Origin of the sequence: Solwaraspora sp. WMMD406, from assembly GCF_029626025.1 — a bacterium.
In the GTDB taxonomy this organism is placed as follows: Bacteria; Actinomycetota; Actinomycetes; order Mycobacteriales; family Micromonosporaceae; genus Micromonospora_E.
Genome location: NZ_JARUBF010000001.1, coordinates 1,918,327 through 1,935,923 on the forward strand (window position 1 = coordinate 1,918,327; position 17,597 = coordinate 1,935,923).

At 70.6% G+C, this 17,597-nt stretch carries 14 protein-coding genes; 11 read left to right on the forward strand and 3 right to left on the reverse strand.

The window, feature by feature from the left end; genetic code table 11:
- Positions 1-13: 13 nt before the first annotated feature.
- Positions 14-898 carry a DUF3105 domain-containing protein gene (locus tag O7632_RS08835; protein ID WP_278112999.1) on the reverse strand — a complete coding sequence of 295 codons (885 nt, stop codon included), beginning with the start codon at positions 896-898 and terminating at the stop codon, positions 14-16.
- Positions 899-1,001: 103 nt separating this feature from the next.
- Between O7632_RS08835 and argS the strand changes: the two genes are divergently transcribed.
- The 4 genes from argS to thrC all read left to right on the forward strand — a co-directional run bounded on the left by argS (position 1,002) and on the right by thrC (position 6,688).
- Positions 1,002-2,666: an arginine--tRNA ligase gene (gene argS / locus O7632_RS08840; RefSeq protein ID WP_278113001.1), complete on the forward strand. Its 1,665-nt coding sequence runs from the start codon at positions 1,002-1,004 to the stop codon at positions 2,664-2,666.
- Positions 2,667-2,748: 82 nt separating this feature from the next.
- Positions 2,749-4,134, forward strand: a complete 1,386-nt coding sequence (gene lysA / locus O7632_RS08845; protein ID WP_278113003.1) for a diaminopimelate decarboxylase — start codon at positions 2,749-2,751, stop codon at positions 4,132-4,134.
- 106 nt (positions 4,135-4,240) lie between these two features.
- Positions 4,241-5,545: a homoserine dehydrogenase gene (locus O7632_RS08850; protein WP_278113005.1), complete on the forward strand. Its 1,305-nt coding sequence runs from the start codon at positions 4,241-4,243 to the stop codon at positions 5,543-5,545.
- A 93-nt stretch (positions 5,546-5,638) separates the two neighbouring features.
- Entirely contained in the window at positions 5,639-6,688 is a 1,050-nt protein-coding gene (gene thrC, locus O7632_RS08855) for a threonine synthase (RefSeq protein ID WP_278113007.1), read from the forward strand.
- Here the strand turns inward: thrC and O7632_RS08860 are convergent.
- Positions 6,656-7,171, reverse strand: a complete 516-nt coding sequence (locus O7632_RS08860; RefSeq protein WP_278113009.1) for a MarR family transcriptional regulator — start codon at positions 7,169-7,171, stop codon at positions 6,656-6,658. The two genes, thrC and O7632_RS08860, sit on opposite strands and share 33 nt — an antisense overlap.
- Before the next feature lie 155 nt (positions 7,172-7,326).
- Between O7632_RS08860 and O7632_RS08865 the strand changes: the two genes are divergently transcribed.
- The 4 genes from O7632_RS08865 (at position 7,327) to O7632_RS08880 (ending at position 13,453) form a co-directional block, all read left to right on the forward strand.
- Positions 7,327-10,638 carry an efflux RND transporter permease subunit gene (locus O7632_RS08865; protein ID WP_278119938.1) on the forward strand — a complete coding sequence of 1,104 codons (3,312 nt, stop codon included), beginning with the start codon at positions 7,327-7,329 and terminating at the stop codon, positions 10,636-10,638.
- A 173-nt stretch (positions 10,639-10,811) separates the two neighbouring features.
- Complete coding sequence (locus tag O7632_RS08870; protein ID WP_278113010.1) at positions 10,812-12,050, forward strand: MFS transporter; 1,239 nt, start codon at positions 10,812-10,814, stop codon at positions 12,048-12,050.
- A gap of 251 nt (positions 12,051-12,301) precedes the next feature.
- Complete coding sequence (locus O7632_RS08875) at positions 12,302-13,186, forward strand: SPFH domain-containing protein (RefSeq protein ID WP_278113012.1); 885 nt, start codon at positions 12,302-12,304, stop codon at positions 13,184-13,186.
- A gap of 15 nt (positions 13,187-13,201) precedes the next feature.
- Positions 13,202-13,453 (forward strand): hypothetical protein, encoded by a 252-nt coding sequence (locus O7632_RS08880; protein WP_278113014.1) that lies wholly within the window; start codon positions 13,202-13,204, stop codon positions 13,451-13,453.
- Here the strand turns inward: O7632_RS08880 and O7632_RS08885 are convergent.
- Positions 13,385-13,768, reverse strand: coding sequence for a hypothetical protein (locus tag O7632_RS08885; RefSeq protein ID WP_278113016.1), 384 nt, complete (start codon positions 13,766-13,768; stop codon positions 13,385-13,387). The two genes, O7632_RS08880 and O7632_RS08885, sit on opposite strands and share 69 nt — an antisense overlap.
- A gap of 86 nt (positions 13,769-13,854) precedes the next feature.
- Here O7632_RS08885 and thrB point away from each other — a divergent pair, with 86 nt between their 5' ends.
- The 3 genes from thrB to rpmE all read left to right on the forward strand — a co-directional run bounded on the left by thrB (position 13,855) and on the right by rpmE (position 17,475).
- Positions 13,855-14,799: a homoserine kinase gene (gene thrB / locus O7632_RS08890; protein ID WP_278113019.1), complete on the forward strand. Its 945-nt coding sequence runs from the start codon at positions 13,855-13,857 to the stop codon at positions 14,797-14,799.
- Positions 14,800-15,092: 293 nt separating this feature from the next.
- On the forward strand, positions 15,093-17,027 hold the full coding sequence (gene rho / locus O7632_RS08895; protein WP_278113021.1) for a transcription termination factor Rho: 1,935 nt from the start codon (positions 15,093-15,095) through the stop codon (positions 17,025-17,027).
- Positions 17,028-17,247: 220 nt separating this feature from the next.
- Positions 17,248-17,475: a 50S ribosomal protein L31 gene (gene rpmE, locus O7632_RS08900; RefSeq protein WP_278113023.1), complete on the forward strand. Its 228-nt coding sequence runs from the start codon at positions 17,248-17,250 to the stop codon at positions 17,473-17,475.
- The last annotated feature ends 122 nt before the right edge of the window (positions 17,476-17,597 follow it).

The following is a 17,597-nucleotide window of genomic DNA, read 5'->3' on the forward strand; positions in this document are numbered from 1 at the left end:
GGACCTGTCCTGGTCACGACCCCGCGCCGTCCATGGCCTGTTCCTGCTGGCCGAGGTCACGTGGGGTGTCGCCGGTCGCGGTGATCCCGCCGGAGCACGTCGCCTGCGGCTCGACGGTGGCATTCTGCCGCAGCGCGCGGATGAACTCGTCGACGCGCGGATCGCCCGCGTCGTCGACGGCCAACTGGAAGCCCCAGGCCTGCAACGAGATCGGTGACTCCAAGCCCTCGTACGGGCTCATCATCGTGTATTCGTTGCCGCGTACCTTGCTGGCCAGCGTCTCCACCTGGTCGGCCGGCAGATCGTCGCGATAGGTCACCCAGACCGCGCCGTGCTCCATGCTGTGCACCGCGTGCTCGTCGGCGATCGGTGCCGGGTAGACGTCACCCATGCAGTTCTGCCAGTTGGGGTTGTGGCTGCTGCCGACGGGCGGCTGAATCTCGTACTCCAGCGGACCCCACTCGTGGGACTGCTTGCCGGCCATCGGCTGCAGCGCGGCCGGGTTGGACTCCCGGTAGTTGACCAGCCCCTCGATGTCGGCGGCGCGATCCTGCCAGGAGCGGGCACCCTGGGACACGGCGTACGCGCCGTACCCGATGATGCCGGTGGCCAGCACCCCGACCGCGACCATCAGCGCGATCGGACCCCAGTTGCGCTCCTGGGTGACCTTGACCGGTTTGACCGGCTTGCGCGGACCTTTGCCGCCCTTGCCCGCCGGACCCCCCGGCCGGCCGCCGGCCGGCTTGCCGCCGCCGCTGGCCTTCCCGGCCGAGGACTTCGCGGCCGTCGGCTTGCCGCCGGCGCCTGGATCGGCCTTGGGCTTGCCACCGGCCGCCGGCTTGCCGGTGCTGACCACGGAGGGACGGCGGTTGTCGCCACCCTGGGTGCTGATGCTCATGGTGTGGTGCCTCGTCAGGTCGGTCGGTCATGGGGGCGGGGCGGCACTGGAGCAGGTCGGGTCGCCGCCGAGTCACCGAGTCTACCCCCGGTAACATGCTTTGGTGACTCCCGCCAATCTCGCCGAGATCGTCCGCGCCGCGGCCCGGTCGGTCTTCGTCGACCGTGACCTCGATCTATCTCTGCTCCCCGACGCGGTCACCGTCGAGCGTCCCCGCAACCCGGAGCACGGCGACTACGCCGCCAACCTGGCGCTGCAGTTGGCCAAGCGCGTCGGCACGCCGCCACGCGAGCTGGCCGCCGCGCTGGCCGCCGCGCTCAGCGCGGCCGACGGGATCAGCTCGGTGGAGATCGCCGGACCCGGCTTTCTGAACATCCGGCTCGACTCGGCCGCCGCCGGGGCGCTGGCCCGCACCGTGGTCCAGGCCGGCCGCGCGTACGGGCACAGCACCCACCTGGCCGGTCAGCGGCTCAACCTGGAGTTCGTCTCGGCCAACCCGACCGGACCGGTGCACATCGGCGGTAGCCGGTGGGCCGCCGTCGGTGACTCGTTGGCCCGGATCCTGCGGGCCGCCGGTGCCGACGTCGGCACCGAGTACTACGTCAACGACGCCGGTGCCCAGATCGACCGGTTCGCCAACTCGTTGCTGGCCGCCGTCCGGGGCGAGCCCACGCCGGCCGACGGCTACGCCGGGGCGTACATCGCCGACATCGCCGGCGTCATCGCCGGCAAGCACCCACAGGTACGCGACCTCGACGACGACGCCGCCTGGGAGCTGTTCCGGGTCGAAGGCGTGGCGCTGATGCTCGACGAGATCAAGTCGTCGATGGCCGCCTTCGGCACCCACTTCGACACGTTCTTCCACGAGAAGGACCTGCATTCCCGGGGTGAGTTGGACCACGCCCTGACCCGGCTGCGCGACCAGGGTCGGGTCGTCGAGCGCGACGGTGCCGCCTGGCTGCGGACCACCGACTTCGGTGACGACAAGGACCGGGTGCTGCGCAAGTCCAGCGGCGAGTGGACCTACTTCGCCGCCGACTGCGCCTACTACCTGGACAAGCGGGAGCGCGGCTTCGAGCGGATCGTGATGATGCTCGGCGCCGACCACCACGGCTACATCGGCCGGCTGCGCGCGATGGCCGCCTGCTTCGGCGACGACCCGGACGTGACGCTGGAGATCCTGATCGGGCAGATGGTCAACCTGGTGCGGGAGGGGGCGCCGGTACGGATGTCGAAGCGGGCCGGCACCGTGGTCACGCTGGAGGACCTGGTCGAGGCGATCGGCGTCGACGCGGCCCGGTACGCGCTGGCCCGCTACTCGTCCGACTCGCCGATCGACATCGACGTGGAACGCTGGACCCGGGCCAAGAACGACAACCCGGTCTTCTACGTGCAGTACGTCGCCGCCCGGACCGCGAACGTCGCCCGCAACGCCGCTGATGTCGGCCTGCACCGGGGCGAGCCCGAGGCGTTCCGCCCCGAGCTGCTCGACCACGACAAGGAGAACGAGCTGCTCAAGGCGATCGGGGAGTTCCCCGGCGTGGTCGCCTCCGCTGCCGAGCTGCGGGAGCCGCACCGGATCGCCCGCTACCTGGAGGAGCTGGCCGGGGCGTACCACCGGTTCTACGACAAGTGCCGGATCATGCCGCTCGGCGACGAGGAGATCACCGACCGGCACCGGGCCCGGCTGTGGCTCAACGACGCCACTCGTACGGTGATCGTCAACGGCCTGGACCTGCTCGGCGTCTCCGCGCCCGAGCGGATGTGACCGATGTCATCCGGTAGGCGCGAGCAGCCGATCCGGTCCACCCCCGCAGGACCTGACCATGATCGACGAAGGACGGTAGCGCGTGCGCGCACACGAAGCCGGGGCACTGCACGGTGACCTGGGCAGCCGAGGACCCGGCTGGCTGCGTACCCCGGAGGACGTCAACGCCCTGCTGCCGCAGCTGTGGCCACGGACGGTGACCCGGTCGGCCGCCGGTGCGCTGACCATCGGCGGCCGGGACGTGCGGGAGCTGGCCGCCGAGTACGGCACCCCGGCATACCTGCTCGACGAGGCCGACCTCCGGGCCCGCTGCCGCGACTTCCGGGCCGCGTTCGCCGACCACGACGTCTACTACGCCGGCAAGGCGTTCCTCTGCCGGGCGGTGGTGCGCATGGTCGCCGAAGAGGGCCTGCACCTCGACGTCTGCACCGGCGGTGAACTGGCCGTCGCCCTGTCGGCCGGGATGCCACCGGAGCGGATCGGGTTCCACGGCAACAACAAGAGCGCCGCCGAACTGACCCGGGCACTCGACGCGGGCGTGGGCCGGATCATCGTCGACTCGTTCGACGAGATCGCCCGGCTGACCGAGCTGGCCCGGACCCGCGGTGTACGGCCGAAGGTGCTGATTCGGGTCACCGTCGGGGTGGAGGCGCACACCCACGAGTTCATCGCCACCGCCCACGAGGACCAGAAGTTCGGCTTCTCGCTGGCCGGCGGTGCCGCCTTCGACGCCGCCGCCCGGATCCTGGACGACGGTGTGCTGGAGCTGCGTGGCCTGCACTCGCACATCGGCTCGCAGATCTTCGACACCAGCGGGTTCGAGGTGTCCGCGCGGCGGGTGCTGGCCTTGCAGGCGCAGATCCGCGACGCGCGCGCCGTCGAGCTGCCCGAACTCGACCTCGGCGGCGGCTTCGGCATCGCGTACACCAGCCAGGACGACCCGGCGCCCGCACACGACCTGGCCAAGCGGATCAACAAGATCGTCGACAGCGAGTGCGACGCGCTCAAGCTTGCCGTACCGCACCTGTCGATCGAGCCCGGCCGGGCCATCGTCGGCCCGGCCGTGGTCACCCTCTACGAGGTCGGCACGGTCAAGGACGTCGACGGCATCCGCAGCTATGTCAGCGTTGACGGGGGGATGAGCGACAACATCCGTACCGCGCTCTACGACGCCTCCTATTCCGCCACCGTGGCCTCCCGGTCGTCCACGGCGCCGCCGGTCCTGGCCCGCGTGGTGGGAAAGCACTGTGAGTCCGGGGACATCGTGGTGAAGGATGAATTCCTGCCCGCCGACGTGCAGCCAGGAGATCTTCTCGCGGTACCCGGTACGGGGGCGTACTGCCGGAGCATGGCGAGCAACTACAACCACGTGCCCCGGCCGCCGGTCGTCGCGGTCCGCGACGGTGTCGCCCGGTTGATCGTCCGCCGGGAGACCGAGGACGATCTGCTGGCCTTGGACGTGGGTTGACGCTTGTCAGAACCGGGCGTACGGGTCGGTCGGCGGCTTGGACGTGGGAGAGCGCGCGGCTTGGACGTTGGAGAGCGCGCGGGCGCGATCGTGATGTGGAGTGAGCATGGGTAAGCCGGTACGACTGGCGTTGCTGGGCTGCGGCACGGTCGGCTCCGAGGTGGTGCGGCTGCTGCACGCGCAGTCGACCGACCTGGCCGCCCGGGTCGGAGCGCCGATCGAGATCGCCGGTATCGCGGTCCGTCGGCCCAACCGGACCCGCGGTGACCTGCCGGTCGACCCGGCGCTGTTCACCACCGACGCGCTCGGGCTGATCAAACGGGACGACGTCGACGTGGTCGTCGAGGTGGTCGGCGGGATCGAACCGGCCCGTACCTGGCTTGTCGAGGCGCTGCGGTCCGGCAAGAGCGCGGTCACCGCCAACAAGTCCCTGCTCGCCGAGGACGGCGGCACCCTGCACGACGCCGCCGCCGAAGGCGGCGCGGACCTCTACTACGAGGCGTCGGTCGCCGGTGCCATCCCGCTGCTGCGCCCGCTGCGGGAGTCCCTGCACGGCGATTCGATCACGCGGGTCACCGGCATCGTCAACGGCACCACCAACTTCATCCTCTCCGCCATGGACACCACCGGGGCCGGGTTCGCCGAGGCGTTGGCGGAAGCCACCGAGCTCGGGTACGCCGAGGCCGATCCGACCGCCGACGTGGAAGGCTTCGACGGCGCCGCCAAGGCCGCAATTCTCGCCTCACTGGCCTTCCACACCCGGGTCGGTGCCGCCGACGTGCACCGGGAAGGCATCACCGAGGTGAGCGCCGCCGACATGGCCAGCGCCAAGGCGATGGGGGCCACCATCAAGCTGCTCTGCATCGCCGAACGTGGCCTGGGCGCGGCCGGCACCGAATCGGTCAGCGTCCGGGTCCACCCGGCGATGATTCCCCGTACCCACCCGCTGGCCAGCGTCGGCGACGCGTTCAACGCGGTCTTCGTCGAGGCGGTCGCCGCCGGGCAGTTGATGTTCTACGGCCGGGGAGCCGGCGGCGCGCCGACCGCCAGCGCGGTCCTCGGCGACATCGTCGCCGTCGCCCGAAACCGCCTCGCGGGGGTACGCGCGGCGAGCGAGTCGGTCTACGCCGATCTGCCGATCCGGCCGATGGGTGAGGCGATCACCCGCTACCACATCAGCCTCGACGTGGCCGACCGCGCCGGGGTGCTGGCCGCTGTCGCCGGGGTCTTCGCCCGGCACGACGTCTCGATCGCCACGGTGCGCCAGTCCGGCCGGGACGCCGACGCCAGCCTGGTGATCGTCACCCACCGGGCACCGGACGCCGCGCTCGCCGCCACCGTCGAGGAACTGCGCGGCTTGGACATCGTCCGCTCCATCGCCAGCGTGCTGCGGGTCGAAGGTGGCCAGTAGCTGCCCGTACCCGAACCGTGGGGTGCGGAGCCTGCCGTACCCGGCGCACCGGGACGGCCGGTACGCTGGGCGCGCTCACCCGAGGAGGTCGTCATGTGGCGTGGCTTGATCGAGGCGTACCGGGACCGGCTGCCGGTCACCGACGCCACGCCGGTGATCACCCTCTACGAGGGCAACACGCCGTTGCTGCCGGCACCGGTGCTCTCCGCCCGGGTCGGTGCCGACGTCTACCTCAAGATCGAGGGGGCCAACCCGACCGGTTCGTTCAAGGACCGGGGCATGACGATGGCCGTGTCCAAGGCCGTCGAGGAGGGCAACAAGGCGATCATCTGTGCCTCCACCGGCAACACTAGCGCCTCGGCCGCCGCGTACGCCGCTCGGGCCGGCCTGACCTGCGCGGTGCTCGTACCGCAGGGCAAGATCGCGCTCGGCAAGCTGGCCCAGGCGCTGGTGCACGGGGCCAAGCTGCTGCAGGTCGACGGCAACTTCGACGACTGTCTGGCGCTGGCGGCCAAGCTCGCCCAGGACTACCCGGTGGCCCTGGTCAACTCGGTCAACGTCTTCCGGCTGCACGGTCAGAAGACCGCCGCGTTCGAGATCGTCACCGGGCTCGGTGACGCCCCGGACATCCACTGCCTGCCAGTCGGCAACGCCGGCAACATCAGCGCCTACTGGATGGGCTACACCGAGGACGTCGAGGCCGGCAACGCCACCCGTACCCCGAAGATGTACGGGTTCCAGGCCTCCGGCGCCGCCCCGATCGTCACCGGCGAGGTCGTCCGGCAGCCGTCGACCATCGCCACCGCGATCCGGATCGGCAATCCGGCCAGCTGGACCAAGGCTCTGGACGCCCGGGACGCCTCGGGCGGGTTGATCGACGCGGTGACCGACCGGGACATTCTCGCCGCGTACCGGCTGCTGGCCCGGGAGGTCGGGGTCTTCGTCGAACTGGCCAGCGCCGCCAGCGTCGCCGGGCTGTTGCAGGTCGCCGCCGCCGGTAAGGTGCCGGCAGGGGCGAGGGTCGTCTGTACGGTCACCGGGCACGGCCTCAAGGACCCCGAGTGGGCGATCTCCACCGCCCCGGCGCCGACCACGATCGGGAACGATCCGCTACTGGCCGCCCGCGCACTCGACCTGGCCTGACCGCGCCTGGCCCGACCGCCCGCCAGCTGAGCTGTTGGTGTCGGCGGCGTCGGTCTCGGCGGCGGTGACCATCAGGTCGGCCGCGACCGCGACCGTCCGCAGGTCGTCGAGCTCCAGCCGGGCGAGGATCCGCGCCTGCCGGTCGGTACCGGCGGTGACGATCGTGTCGATCAGCCGCCGTCCGGGGCCGGTCAGCTCGACCCGCCGGACCCGCCGGTCCTGTGGGTCTTCCCGGCGGCTGACGAACCGGTGCGCGACGAGTCGGTCGACGATGCCGGTGACGGTGGCCATCCGGACTCCGAGCACCTGGCTCAGCTCCTGACCCGAGGTGCCGCCGTGCAGGTAGAGCAGGAGCAGTATCTTCAGCTGCGGCACGGTGAGTTGGGACTCGAACAGCGGATCGGATCGGTCGGAGGCGAACAGGAGCTGCAACCGGTGGTGGGCCGCCATGATCTGGGCGATCAGTTCGTCCCGCTGGGCCACCGGAGCTCCCTCTGATCGGTCCTCGGTTCGGGCCGGTCGCCCGCCGTGCAGCAGACGGTAACCCAATAACGAAGCCAAAGGCTAACTGTTAGCCTTGGCCGAAGTATTCTTCCTTCGAATCCCGCTGCCGGACCCTTTCAGGAGTGAGCCCGCTCATGTCGTTGCTCGCCAGACTCAGCCTCGCCAACCGGGGTCTCGTCGCGCTCGTCGCCGTCGTGATCACGATGTTCGGCGCCTTCACGATCCCGTCGCTCAAACAGCAGCTGCTGCCCTCACTGGAGTTGCCGGCGGCCTTCGTCAGCGCGGGCTTCCCCGGCGCCGGCCCGGAAATCGTCGAGGCGCAGGTCACCGAGCCGATCGAGAACGCGATCGCCAGCGTCGCCGAGGTGGAGGAGATCTCCTCGACGACGAGCGGAGGGTTCGCGACCATCCAGGTCGAGTTCACCTTCGGCGTTGACCTCGAGGGCGCGGTCAACGATCTGCAGACCTCGCTCAGCCGGATCAGCGGGCAGCTTCCCGACGGCGTCGAGCCGGTGGTCTTCGCCGGCAGCACCGACGACCTGCCGGCGGTGGTCCTCGCCGCCACCGCCGACTCCGGAGACCCGCTCGAGCTGTCCCGTCAACTCGACGAGATCGTGGTCCCCGAACTGGAAGGGATCGACGGCGTACGGGCCGTGGACGTCACCGGCGCCAGCGAGCAGGTGATCACCATCACCCCCGACTACGCCGCACTCGCCGCCGCCGGCTTCGACCCCACCGCGATCGCCACCGCGCTGCAGGTCAACGGCGTCACCACTCCGGCCGGTGCGCTCAGCGACGGTGAGCAGACCCTGACGGTGCAGGTCGGCAACCGGATCGAGAACCTGGACCAGCTCGCCGCGATCTACCTGACCGGACCCGGGCGGCAGCCGGTCCGCCTGGACGCCGTCGCCGAGATCAGCCAGCAGATCACCCCCGCGACGTCGATCACCCGCACCAACGGCGAGGACAGCCTCGGGATCGCGGTCACCGCCGGCCCGGACGGCGACGCGGTCGGCATCTCCCACGAGATCCGCGACCGACTCGACGAGCTGGGCGAGGCCACCGGGACCGAGCTGATCGTGGTGTTCGACCAGGCGCCGTTCGTCGAACGTTCGATCGAGGCGCTCACCACCGAGGGACTCCTCGGCCTGGTGATGGCCGTCCTGGTGATCCTGGTCTTCCTGCTCTCCATCCGGTCCACGGTGGTGACGGCGGTCTCCATCCCGCTGTCGGTGCTGATCGCGTTGATCGCCCTCTGGGTCGGGGACTACACGCTCAACCTGCTCACCCTCGGGGCGTTGACGATCTCGGTCGGCCGGGTCGTCGACGACTCGATCGTGGTGCTGGAAAACATCAAACGACATCTCGGGTACGGGGAGGACCGGCGTACCGCGATCCTGGTCGGCGTCCGGGAAGTCGCCGGCGCGGTCACCGCCTCCACCCTCGCCACCGTCGCGGTCTTCGCGCCGATCGCGATCGTCGGCGGCTTCGTCGGTCAGCTCTTCGCGCCGTTCGCGGTGACCGTCACCGTCGCGCTGCTCGCCTCGCTGCTGGTGTCGTTGACCATCATCCCGGTGCTCGCGTACTGGTTTCTCAAGCCGGCCGCCGTCGGGGAGGACGCCGACGCGGTACGCCGCGACGCCGAAGCCAAGGAACTGCGCAATCCGCTGCAGCGCGGATACTTGCCGGTGATCCGGTTCGCCACCACCCGGCGGTGGATCACGGTCGGCATCGGCTTGGCCGTGCTGATCGGCACCTTCGCCCTGAGCAGCCGGCTGGAGACGAACTTCATCGACGAGGCCGGTCAGGACACCCTGAGCATGCGGCAAGAGCTGCCGGTCGGCACCAGCCTGGCTGCCGTCGACGCCGCCGCACGCCAGGTGGAGGACACCCTCGCCGACACCGACGGGATCGAGGCCTACCAGGTCTCGATCGGCAGTAGCAGCAACCCGTTCGCCGGCAGCGGCGGCAACACCACCGCGAGCTACTCGATCACCCTCACCGAAGGCACCGACAACCTGGCGCTGCAGGACGAGCTGCGGGCCGCGTTCGCCGGCCGTGACTCCCTCGGCGAGATCACCGTCGGCGGGGCCGGTGGCGGCCCGGGCGGGGGCAGCACCAACCAGCTCCAGGTGATCGTCCAGGCCAACGACCCGGACGACCTGGCCGCGGCCGCCGAGCAGGTACGCGCGGCGATGGCCGACACCCCGGACGTGGCCGACGTCACCAGCACTCTCGCCGCGGACGCCACCCGGGTGGAGGTACGGATCAACCGGGCCGCCGCCGCCCGCAGCGGACTCAGCGAGGCCGCCATCGGTCAGATCGTCGCCCAGGCGTTCCGGGGCAGCCCGGTCGGGCAGCTCACCATCGACGGCGAGCGGCTCAACGTCGTGCTCACCCCGACCGCCCGACTCACCTCGATCGACGAACTACGGGCACTGCCGGTCGGGCCGGTCCTGCTGGGCGACCTGACCGACATCGTCGAGGTGAGCGGTCCGGTGCAGATCAACCGGGTGGACGGCGAACGCAGCGCCACCGTCACCGGTACGGCCACCGGCTCCAACGTCGGTCAGACCAGCGCGGAGCTGACCGACCGGCTGGACGCGTTGACGCTGCCGGCTGGCGCCACGTACACCGTCGGTGGGGTCAGCGCCGACCAGGCGGAGGCGTTCGCCGATCTCGGGCTGGCGCTGCTGGCCGCGATCGCCATCGTCTTCGTGATCATGGTGGCGACGTTCCGGAGCCTGATCCAGCCCCTCATCCTGCTGGTGTCGGTGCCGTTCGCGGCCACCGGTGCGATCGGCCTGCTGGTGCTCACCGGTACGCCGCTCGGCGTACCGGCGCTGATCGGCGCGTTGATGCTGGTCGGCATCGTGGTGACCAACGCGATCGTGCTGATGGACCTGATCAACCAGTATCGGGAGCAGGGCATGAGCGTCTCGGACGCGGTGGTCGAAGGTGGCCGGCGCCGGTTGCGCCCCATCCTGATGACCGCGATCGCGACCATCTGCGCATTGACCCCGATGGCGCTCGGTCTCACCGGGGTCGCCGGCTTCATCGGTCAGCCGCTGGCGATCGTGGTGATCGGTGGGTTGTTCAGCTCCACGCTGCTCACCCTGGTGCTGGTGCCGACCCTCTACAGCCTGGTGGAGGGGGCCAAGGAATGGCTGCGTCGGCGCCGCCACGGTGGCACCACCGACGAGGGCTCGACCGGCGGGGCGTCCGGAGCGGTGCCGGCGACCGCCGGTGTCGGTGCGGGTGCCGACGGTGCGGGTGCCGGCGGCGGTGCCGACCGCTCGGGCGGCGGCAACGGTGACCGTCCCTTGTCACGGGTGGCCGCGCCGCCGACCCGGCCCTCCGCCGCGTTGATCGACGGGACCGACCAGTTCGAGGTGCTCAAGCTGCCGAAGAGCCGCAAGTCCCCGTTGCCGCCGGCCGACGAGTGAGCCGACCGGTTCCCGGTGCCCGCCCCCGGCGGGCACCGGGAACCGGCGCTGCCGATGCCGGTCCGGGTTACGCGGCTCGCACCGACTCGGAGTCACGTGAGTCACACCGGTTCGGAGTCACGCGAGTCACACCGGGCACGGTGGCCGGGCATCGATCGGTAGGGTTCCGGTACGTGGCCTCACCGTTAGCGGTCCTTACCGGCAATCGGGACTTCCGGCGTCTGCTCCTGGCCGAACTGGTGGTGTTCGGCGCGGACTGGTTCGTGATGGTGCCGCTGCTGGTACTGCTGCCCGAGCTGACCGGTAGTGGTGTCTGGGGTGCGCTGATCCTGGCGGCCGACACCGGCATCCACGCGCTGCTGTTGCCGTACACCGGCACGGTGGCCGACCGGATCGACCGCCGCAAGATCATGATTGTCGCCAACGCGGCGGCGGTGCTCGCCGTGCTGGTGCTGCTGGCGGTCCGTACGCCCGGCACCGCCTGGCTGGCGGTGCTGGCCGTCGCCGCGCTCGCGGTCGCCAAGTCGTTCTACTCGCCGGCCGCCCAGGCGGCGCTGCCGAACCTCGTCTCGCCGGCGGAACTCGCCAGTGCCAACGTCTTCGCCGGCTCCGCCTGGGGCACGATGGCGATCGTCGGGGCGTCCCTCGGCGGGTTGCTCAGCGCCGCGTTCGGCCCGTACGCCTGTTTCTGGATCGCCGCCGGGGCGCTGCTGGTGGCCGCCGTGGTGACCACGACGATCCGGCGGCCGATGCAGACCGCCCGGGAAGAGTCTCAGCCGGTGCCGCGCACCTTCGCCGCGATCGGCGAGGCGTTGCGCTACATCGGTGGTCGTCCGCAGGTGCTGGCGTTGGTCACCGTGAAGAGCGCGGTCGGCCTCGGCAACGGGGTGCTGACGCTGTTTCCCCTGCTGGCCGGGGTGTACGGGGTCGGAGCGATCGGCACCGGCCTGCTGTTCGCCTTCCGTGGCGCCGGCGCGGTGATCGGTCCGCTGTTGATGCGTCCGGTGCTCAACCGGCGGCGCTGGCTGCTCACCGCGCTGGCCGCGTCGATGTCGGTCTACGGGCTGTCGTACGCGAGCATTTCCCTGGTCACCTGGTTCCCGCTGGTGTTGGCCCTGGTGTTCCTGGCCCACCTGGGCGGCGGCAGCAACTGGGTGCTGTCGAACTACGCGCTGCAGGCCGCGGTGCCGGACCGGCTGCGCGGCCGGATCTTCGCCACCGACCTGATGCTCGCCACCCTGGCGATCTCGGTGAGCCAACTCATCGTCGCCAGTGTGATCGACATCGTGGACAGTCGGATCATCCTGGCCGGCTGCGGACTGGTGACGGTGACGTACGCGATCGGCTGGCGGTTCGCCACCCGCCGACTGTCCCTGGCCGCGCCGACTCCGGCTGCCGACGTGCGCGGCTGATCCGGTTTCCCGCCGGTGGTCCGGTTCCCGGCCGGTGGTCCGGTTCCCGGCCGGTGGTCCGGTTCCCGGCCGGTGGTCCGGTTCCCGGCCGGTGGTCCGGTTCCCGGCCGGTGGTCCGGTTCCCGGCCGGTGGTCCGGTTCCCGGCCGGTGGTCCGGTTCCCGCCGATCGTTTTCCCTGATCATCGGGACTGTTGCGGAGGTGTGCCACGCTGCTAGCGTAGTGATATCACTTTGATACTGAGGAGAGGTCATGGAACGGGCTGTCTTCCGGGTCTCCGGGTTCCTGGCGATCGTCGCGTCGATCGGGCTGGGGCTGGCCGCGACGGTGATCGCGCTGATCGGGGTCGCGGCCAGCGGTGGTGTCGCCACCGCCGACGGCGCGACCTGGATCGCGGCCACCGCCGCCGCGTACGCCGTGGTGGTGGGGCTGGTCGCCACCGGATTCACGGTGGTCAACCCCAACCAGGCGCAGGTGGTGCAGTTCTTCGGCCGATACCTCGGCTCGATCCGTACCGCCGGTCTGCACTGGACCTGGCCGCTCACCGCCCGCCGGCGGGTCACCCTACGGGTCCGCAACTTCGAGACCGACCGGCTCAAAGTCGCCGACGCCGACGGCAACCCGGTCGAGATCGCCGCCGTCGTCGTGTGGCGGGTGGTCGATTCGGCCAACGCCGTCTTCGCCGTCGACGACCACGTCGAGTACGTGGCGGTGCAGGCCGAGGCGGCAGTACGCCACCTGGCCACCAGCTATCCGTACGAGGCGCACGACAGCGGCCGGTCCAGCCTGCGCGACAGCACGGTGGTCGCCGACGAACTCACCGCCGAACTGCGCGAACGGGTCGAGTTGGCCGGCGTCGAGGTGCTGGAGTCCCGGGTCACCCACCTCGCGTACGCGCCGGAGATCGCCCAGGCGATGCTTGCACGCCAACAGGCCTCGGCGATCGTCGCCGCCCGCTTCCGGATCGTCGAGGGTGCCGTGGGCATGGTCTCCAACGCACTGGAGCGGCTGCGCGACGAACACGTCATCGAACTCGACGAGGAGCGTAAGGCGCAGATGGTCGCCAACCTGCTGGTGGTGCTCTGCGGCGACCGGGCGGTGCAGCCGGTGGTCAACACCGGGTCGCTCTATGGGTGAGGCGGTTGGCGGCTGATGGCCGAACGCAAGAAGGTGCTGCTGCGCCTCGACCCGGCGGTCCACGAGGCCATCGCCAAGTGGGCCGCCGACGACCTGCGCAGCGTCAATGCCCAGATCGAGTACGCGTTGCGGCTGGCGCTGCGGGCGGCCGGGAGGCCACCCCGTGCCGGAGCCGGGGGCGCGGCGTCGGAGGGCGGGTCAGAAACCGGTGGTCGGCCGGCCGCCGGCGGCGTGCCGGGCCAGCACCAGGATCCCGGCGAGGAGTAGACCGAGCCCCACCGCGTCGAGCAGGGTGACAACGCCCCCGATGGTCGCCGAGATCAGCCCGATCTGGCTCGCCCGGAGACCACCGGAAGCGAGGTACGGCAGACCAGCCGACCAGAGGATCCCCGCGAACACCGCGACCAGCAGCGTCGCGCAGCCGGCGATCGCCAGCCCACCGCCCCGGCCGGCGAGGGCGCTCCGGCGCGGGGCCAACAGGGTCAGGGCGACCACCAGGACCACGATGACCGGCAGTCGCATGGCGAACTGGATCGCCAGGTAGCTCGGGCTGATCGGACCACCGCCCAGATCCCACTCCACGACTGTTCGTCTCCTCTGCCGCGCTGACGTCTATGATCACCCGGCACCCTAGCCGGGCGGGTAAAGGCAGGCCCTAGCATGATGCGATGGGTATCAGCTTCGTACCCGGGCCGGTCACCGTACGGGTCCCGGCCACCAGCGCCAACCTCGGGCCCGGCTTCGACGCGTTGGGCCTGGCGTTGGCTCATCACGACGAGGTGACCGCCCGCGTGGCGTCGGCCGGCTGCCACGTCGAGGTGACCGGTGAGGGCGCCGGTGAGTTGCCGGACGACGACAGCCATCTCGTGGTCCGGGCGATGTACGAGACGTTCGACGAGCTCGGCGGCCGCCCCACGGGTATCCGGCTGAGCTGCGTCAACCGGATTCCGCAGGCACGTGGCCTCGGCTCCTCCTCGGCAGCGATCGTCGCCGGTGTGCAGTTGGCCCGGGGACTGGTGAGCGACGGCGTCCAACGGTTGGACACGGCGTCGGCGCTGCGGATCGCGGCACGCATCGAGGGTCATCCCGACAACGTGGCACCCTGTCTGCTTGGTGGTTTCACCATCGCCTGGGTGGAACCGGACGGGGCCCGCGCCGTGTCGCTGCCGGTCTCCGGCGAGGTCCGGGCGACGGTGTTCGTGCCGACGAGCCGTGGGCTGACCGAAGTCGCCCGAGCGGCGCTGCCCGAACAGGTGCCGCACGCGGACGCGGCGTTCGTGGCTGGCCGGGCGGCGCTGCTGGTCCACGCGTTGACCACGGAACCGGCGCTGCTGCTGGCCGCCACCGAGGACCGGTTGCACCAGGATTATCGGGCACCGGGGATGCCGGCGAGCGCCGAACTGGTCGCCGCGCTGCGGGCGGAAGGTGTGGCAGCGGTGATCAGTGGGGCGGGGCCGAGTGTATTGGCGCTCTCCCACGTACCGGATGATTTCAGTCCGGGAATGGACTGGCAGGTGCACTCGTTGCTGGTAGACGTTAGCGGTGCGCAGATCGAAGGCGCTATAGTGGGACACGCCGAGCGGGACCCTGTTGCCGCAGGTCGGATGAGTTGACTACGCTCTAGGCCAAGCACAGCCGCGAAGCACGCGATCTCCTGCGGGCGGCGCACCCCCGAAGCTATCGGCGGTAAGCCCGTCTCACCCCTGCCTAAGGTCTACGCCAAACCGCAGTCTCCACGGATCGCTGCAGACGTCGAGACCTGTTCGCCGATGCTGGCGAGGCGGGATACCGGCAGAGCTGCGCGACAGACTCCCGCGACGTGTCACGCGAGGCGGGTGCACCGAGGCCACCCGGCCACCTAGTTCCGCTGACCCGGGTAGCCCGGCCTATCGAGGGAAGGAATCCATTGAGCGACACCACCGACGTGACGTCGGATGTCTCCAACGTCGCTGACGACACCGCCGCCGCTCCGGCCCGCCGTCGGCGTTCCGGCACCGGGCTGTCCGCGATGCTGCTGCCCGAGTTGCAGAGCCTCGCCGCGTCACTCGGCATCTCCGGCACCGCCCGGATGCGCAAGAGCGAGCTGATCGCGGCGATCTCCGAGCGCCAGGCCGGGGGCGCTCCGCGTCCGCGCGCCGAGGTCGCAGCAGCGACCGCACCCCCTCGGGAGGAGGTCCGGGCCGAGGTTCGCGTGGAAGCCGAGCGCCGTGACGGCGCGGCGGAACGTCGCGACGGCGGCGCGACCGAGCGCCGCGACAGCGGCAACGGTGAGCAACTCGCGATCGTCGAGGAGGCACCGGTACGTGAGCGCGGCACCCGTCGGGGCCGGTCCAGCCGGGCCGCGGCCGCCGCCGCACCCGAGAGCCGGACCGAGTCGACGGAAACGCCCGCCGCCGCGCCGGAGCAGGGTGACCGGGCCGATCGTGGTGACCGGGCTGACCGTGGTGACCGGGCCGATCGTGGTGACCGGGGCGGCGAGGCGCGTAACGGCCGCGACCGGGGTGACCGGGGCCAGCGTGAGGACCGGGGTGACCGGGGCCAGCGTGAGGACCGGGGTGACCGGGGCCAACGCGACATGGACGACGACGCCGACGGCGACGGTAGCGGCCGGCGGGGACGCCGCAGCCGGTTCCGGGATCGCCGCCGACGGGGCGACCGTGGCGACGGCGCCGAGAGCGGTGGAGGCCGTGAGCCGCAGGTGTCCGAGGACGACGTGCTCGTTCCGGTCGCCGGCATCCTCGACGTGCTCGACAACTACGCGTTCGTCCGGACCACCGGATACCTGTCCGGACCGAACGACGTCTACGTGTCCATGTCCCAGGTCAAGAAGTACGGCCTGCGGCGCGGCGACGCGGTCACCGGTGCGGTGCGGGCCACCCGTGAGGGCGAGCAGCGCCGTGACAAGTACAACCCGCTGGTCCGGCTGGACACCATCAACGGCATGGAGCCGGACGAGGCCCGGCGGCGACCGGAGTTCTACAAGCTCACCCCGCTCTACCCGCAGGACCGGCTGCGGCTGGAGACCGAGCCGCACATCCTCACCACCCGGGTCATCGACCTGGTGATGCCGATCGGCAAGGGGCAGCGGGCACTGATCGTCTCTCCGCCCAAAGCGGGCAAGACGATGGTGCTGCAGGCGATCGCCAACGCGATCACCCACAACAACCCCGAATGTCACCTGATGGTCGTCCTGGTCGACGAACGTCCGGAAGAGGTCACCGACATGCAGCGGTCGGTGAAGGGCGAGGTCATCGCGGCCACCTTCGACCGGCCGCCGCAGGACCACACCACGGTGGCCGAGTTGGCGATCGAGCGGGCCAAGCGGCTGGTCGAGCTCGGCCACGACGTGGTCGTGCTGCTCGACTCGGTGACCCGGCTGGGTCGGTCCTACAACCTGGCCGCACCGGCCAGCGGCCGGATCATGTCCGGTGGTATCGACTCGACCGCGCTCTACCCGCCGAAGCGTTTCCTCGGTGCCGCCCGCAACATCGAAAACGGCGGTTCGCTGACCATCCTGGCCACCGCTCTGGTCGAGACCGGCTCCATGATGGACACCGTCATCTTCGAGGAGTTCAAGGGCACCGGTAACGCCGAGCTCAAGCTGGACCGGAAGATCGCCGACAAGCGGGTCTTCCCGGCGATCGACATCCACCCTTCCGGCACCCGTAAGGAGGAGATCCTGCTCGCGCCGGAGGAACTGGTCATCATTCACAAGTTGCGCAAGGTGCTCCACTCGCTGGACTCGCAGGCCGCGTTGGACCTGCTGCTGGACCGACTCAAGCAGAGCCGGACCAACATCGAGTTCCTGATGCAGATCGCCAAATCCACTCCGGGGGAGTGATCCCGGGCCGGGAATCGACCGGGTCCGTCGGGCGTTGTGCCCGGCGGACTCGGATCACCCGGATCGGACCAGACCTCCGCCCGATACGATCCGACCACACCACCCATGGCAGACTGGTCACCTGGCCAGTGGTTCCGGTTCACGCCCGAGTCGGGCCGCGTATCGACGCGGTCGATGTCGACGGCGACCCGGCGACCGACGATGAAAGGATCATGCCCCGATGAAGCGCGACACTCACCCGCAGTACGTGACGACCGAGGTCACCTGCTCCTGCGGCAACTCCTTCACCACCCGCAGCACCGCTTCCAGCGGCAAGATCCACGTCGAGACCTGCAGCGCGTGCCACCCGTTCTACACCGGTAAGCAGCGTGTCCTCGACACCGCCGGCCGGGTGGCCAAGTTCCAGCAGAAGTACGCCAAGGCCCAGGCCGCCAAGAAGGCCAAGTAGCTACTCGCGCGGCGCCCGCCTCCGACCATGGCCGGAGGCGGGCGCCGCGGCGTCTGTCAGGGTCGCTGGTGGTTGGCCGCGCTCAGCGGCGCGGCGGTGTCGTCGTCGGTGCGGGCGGAGTC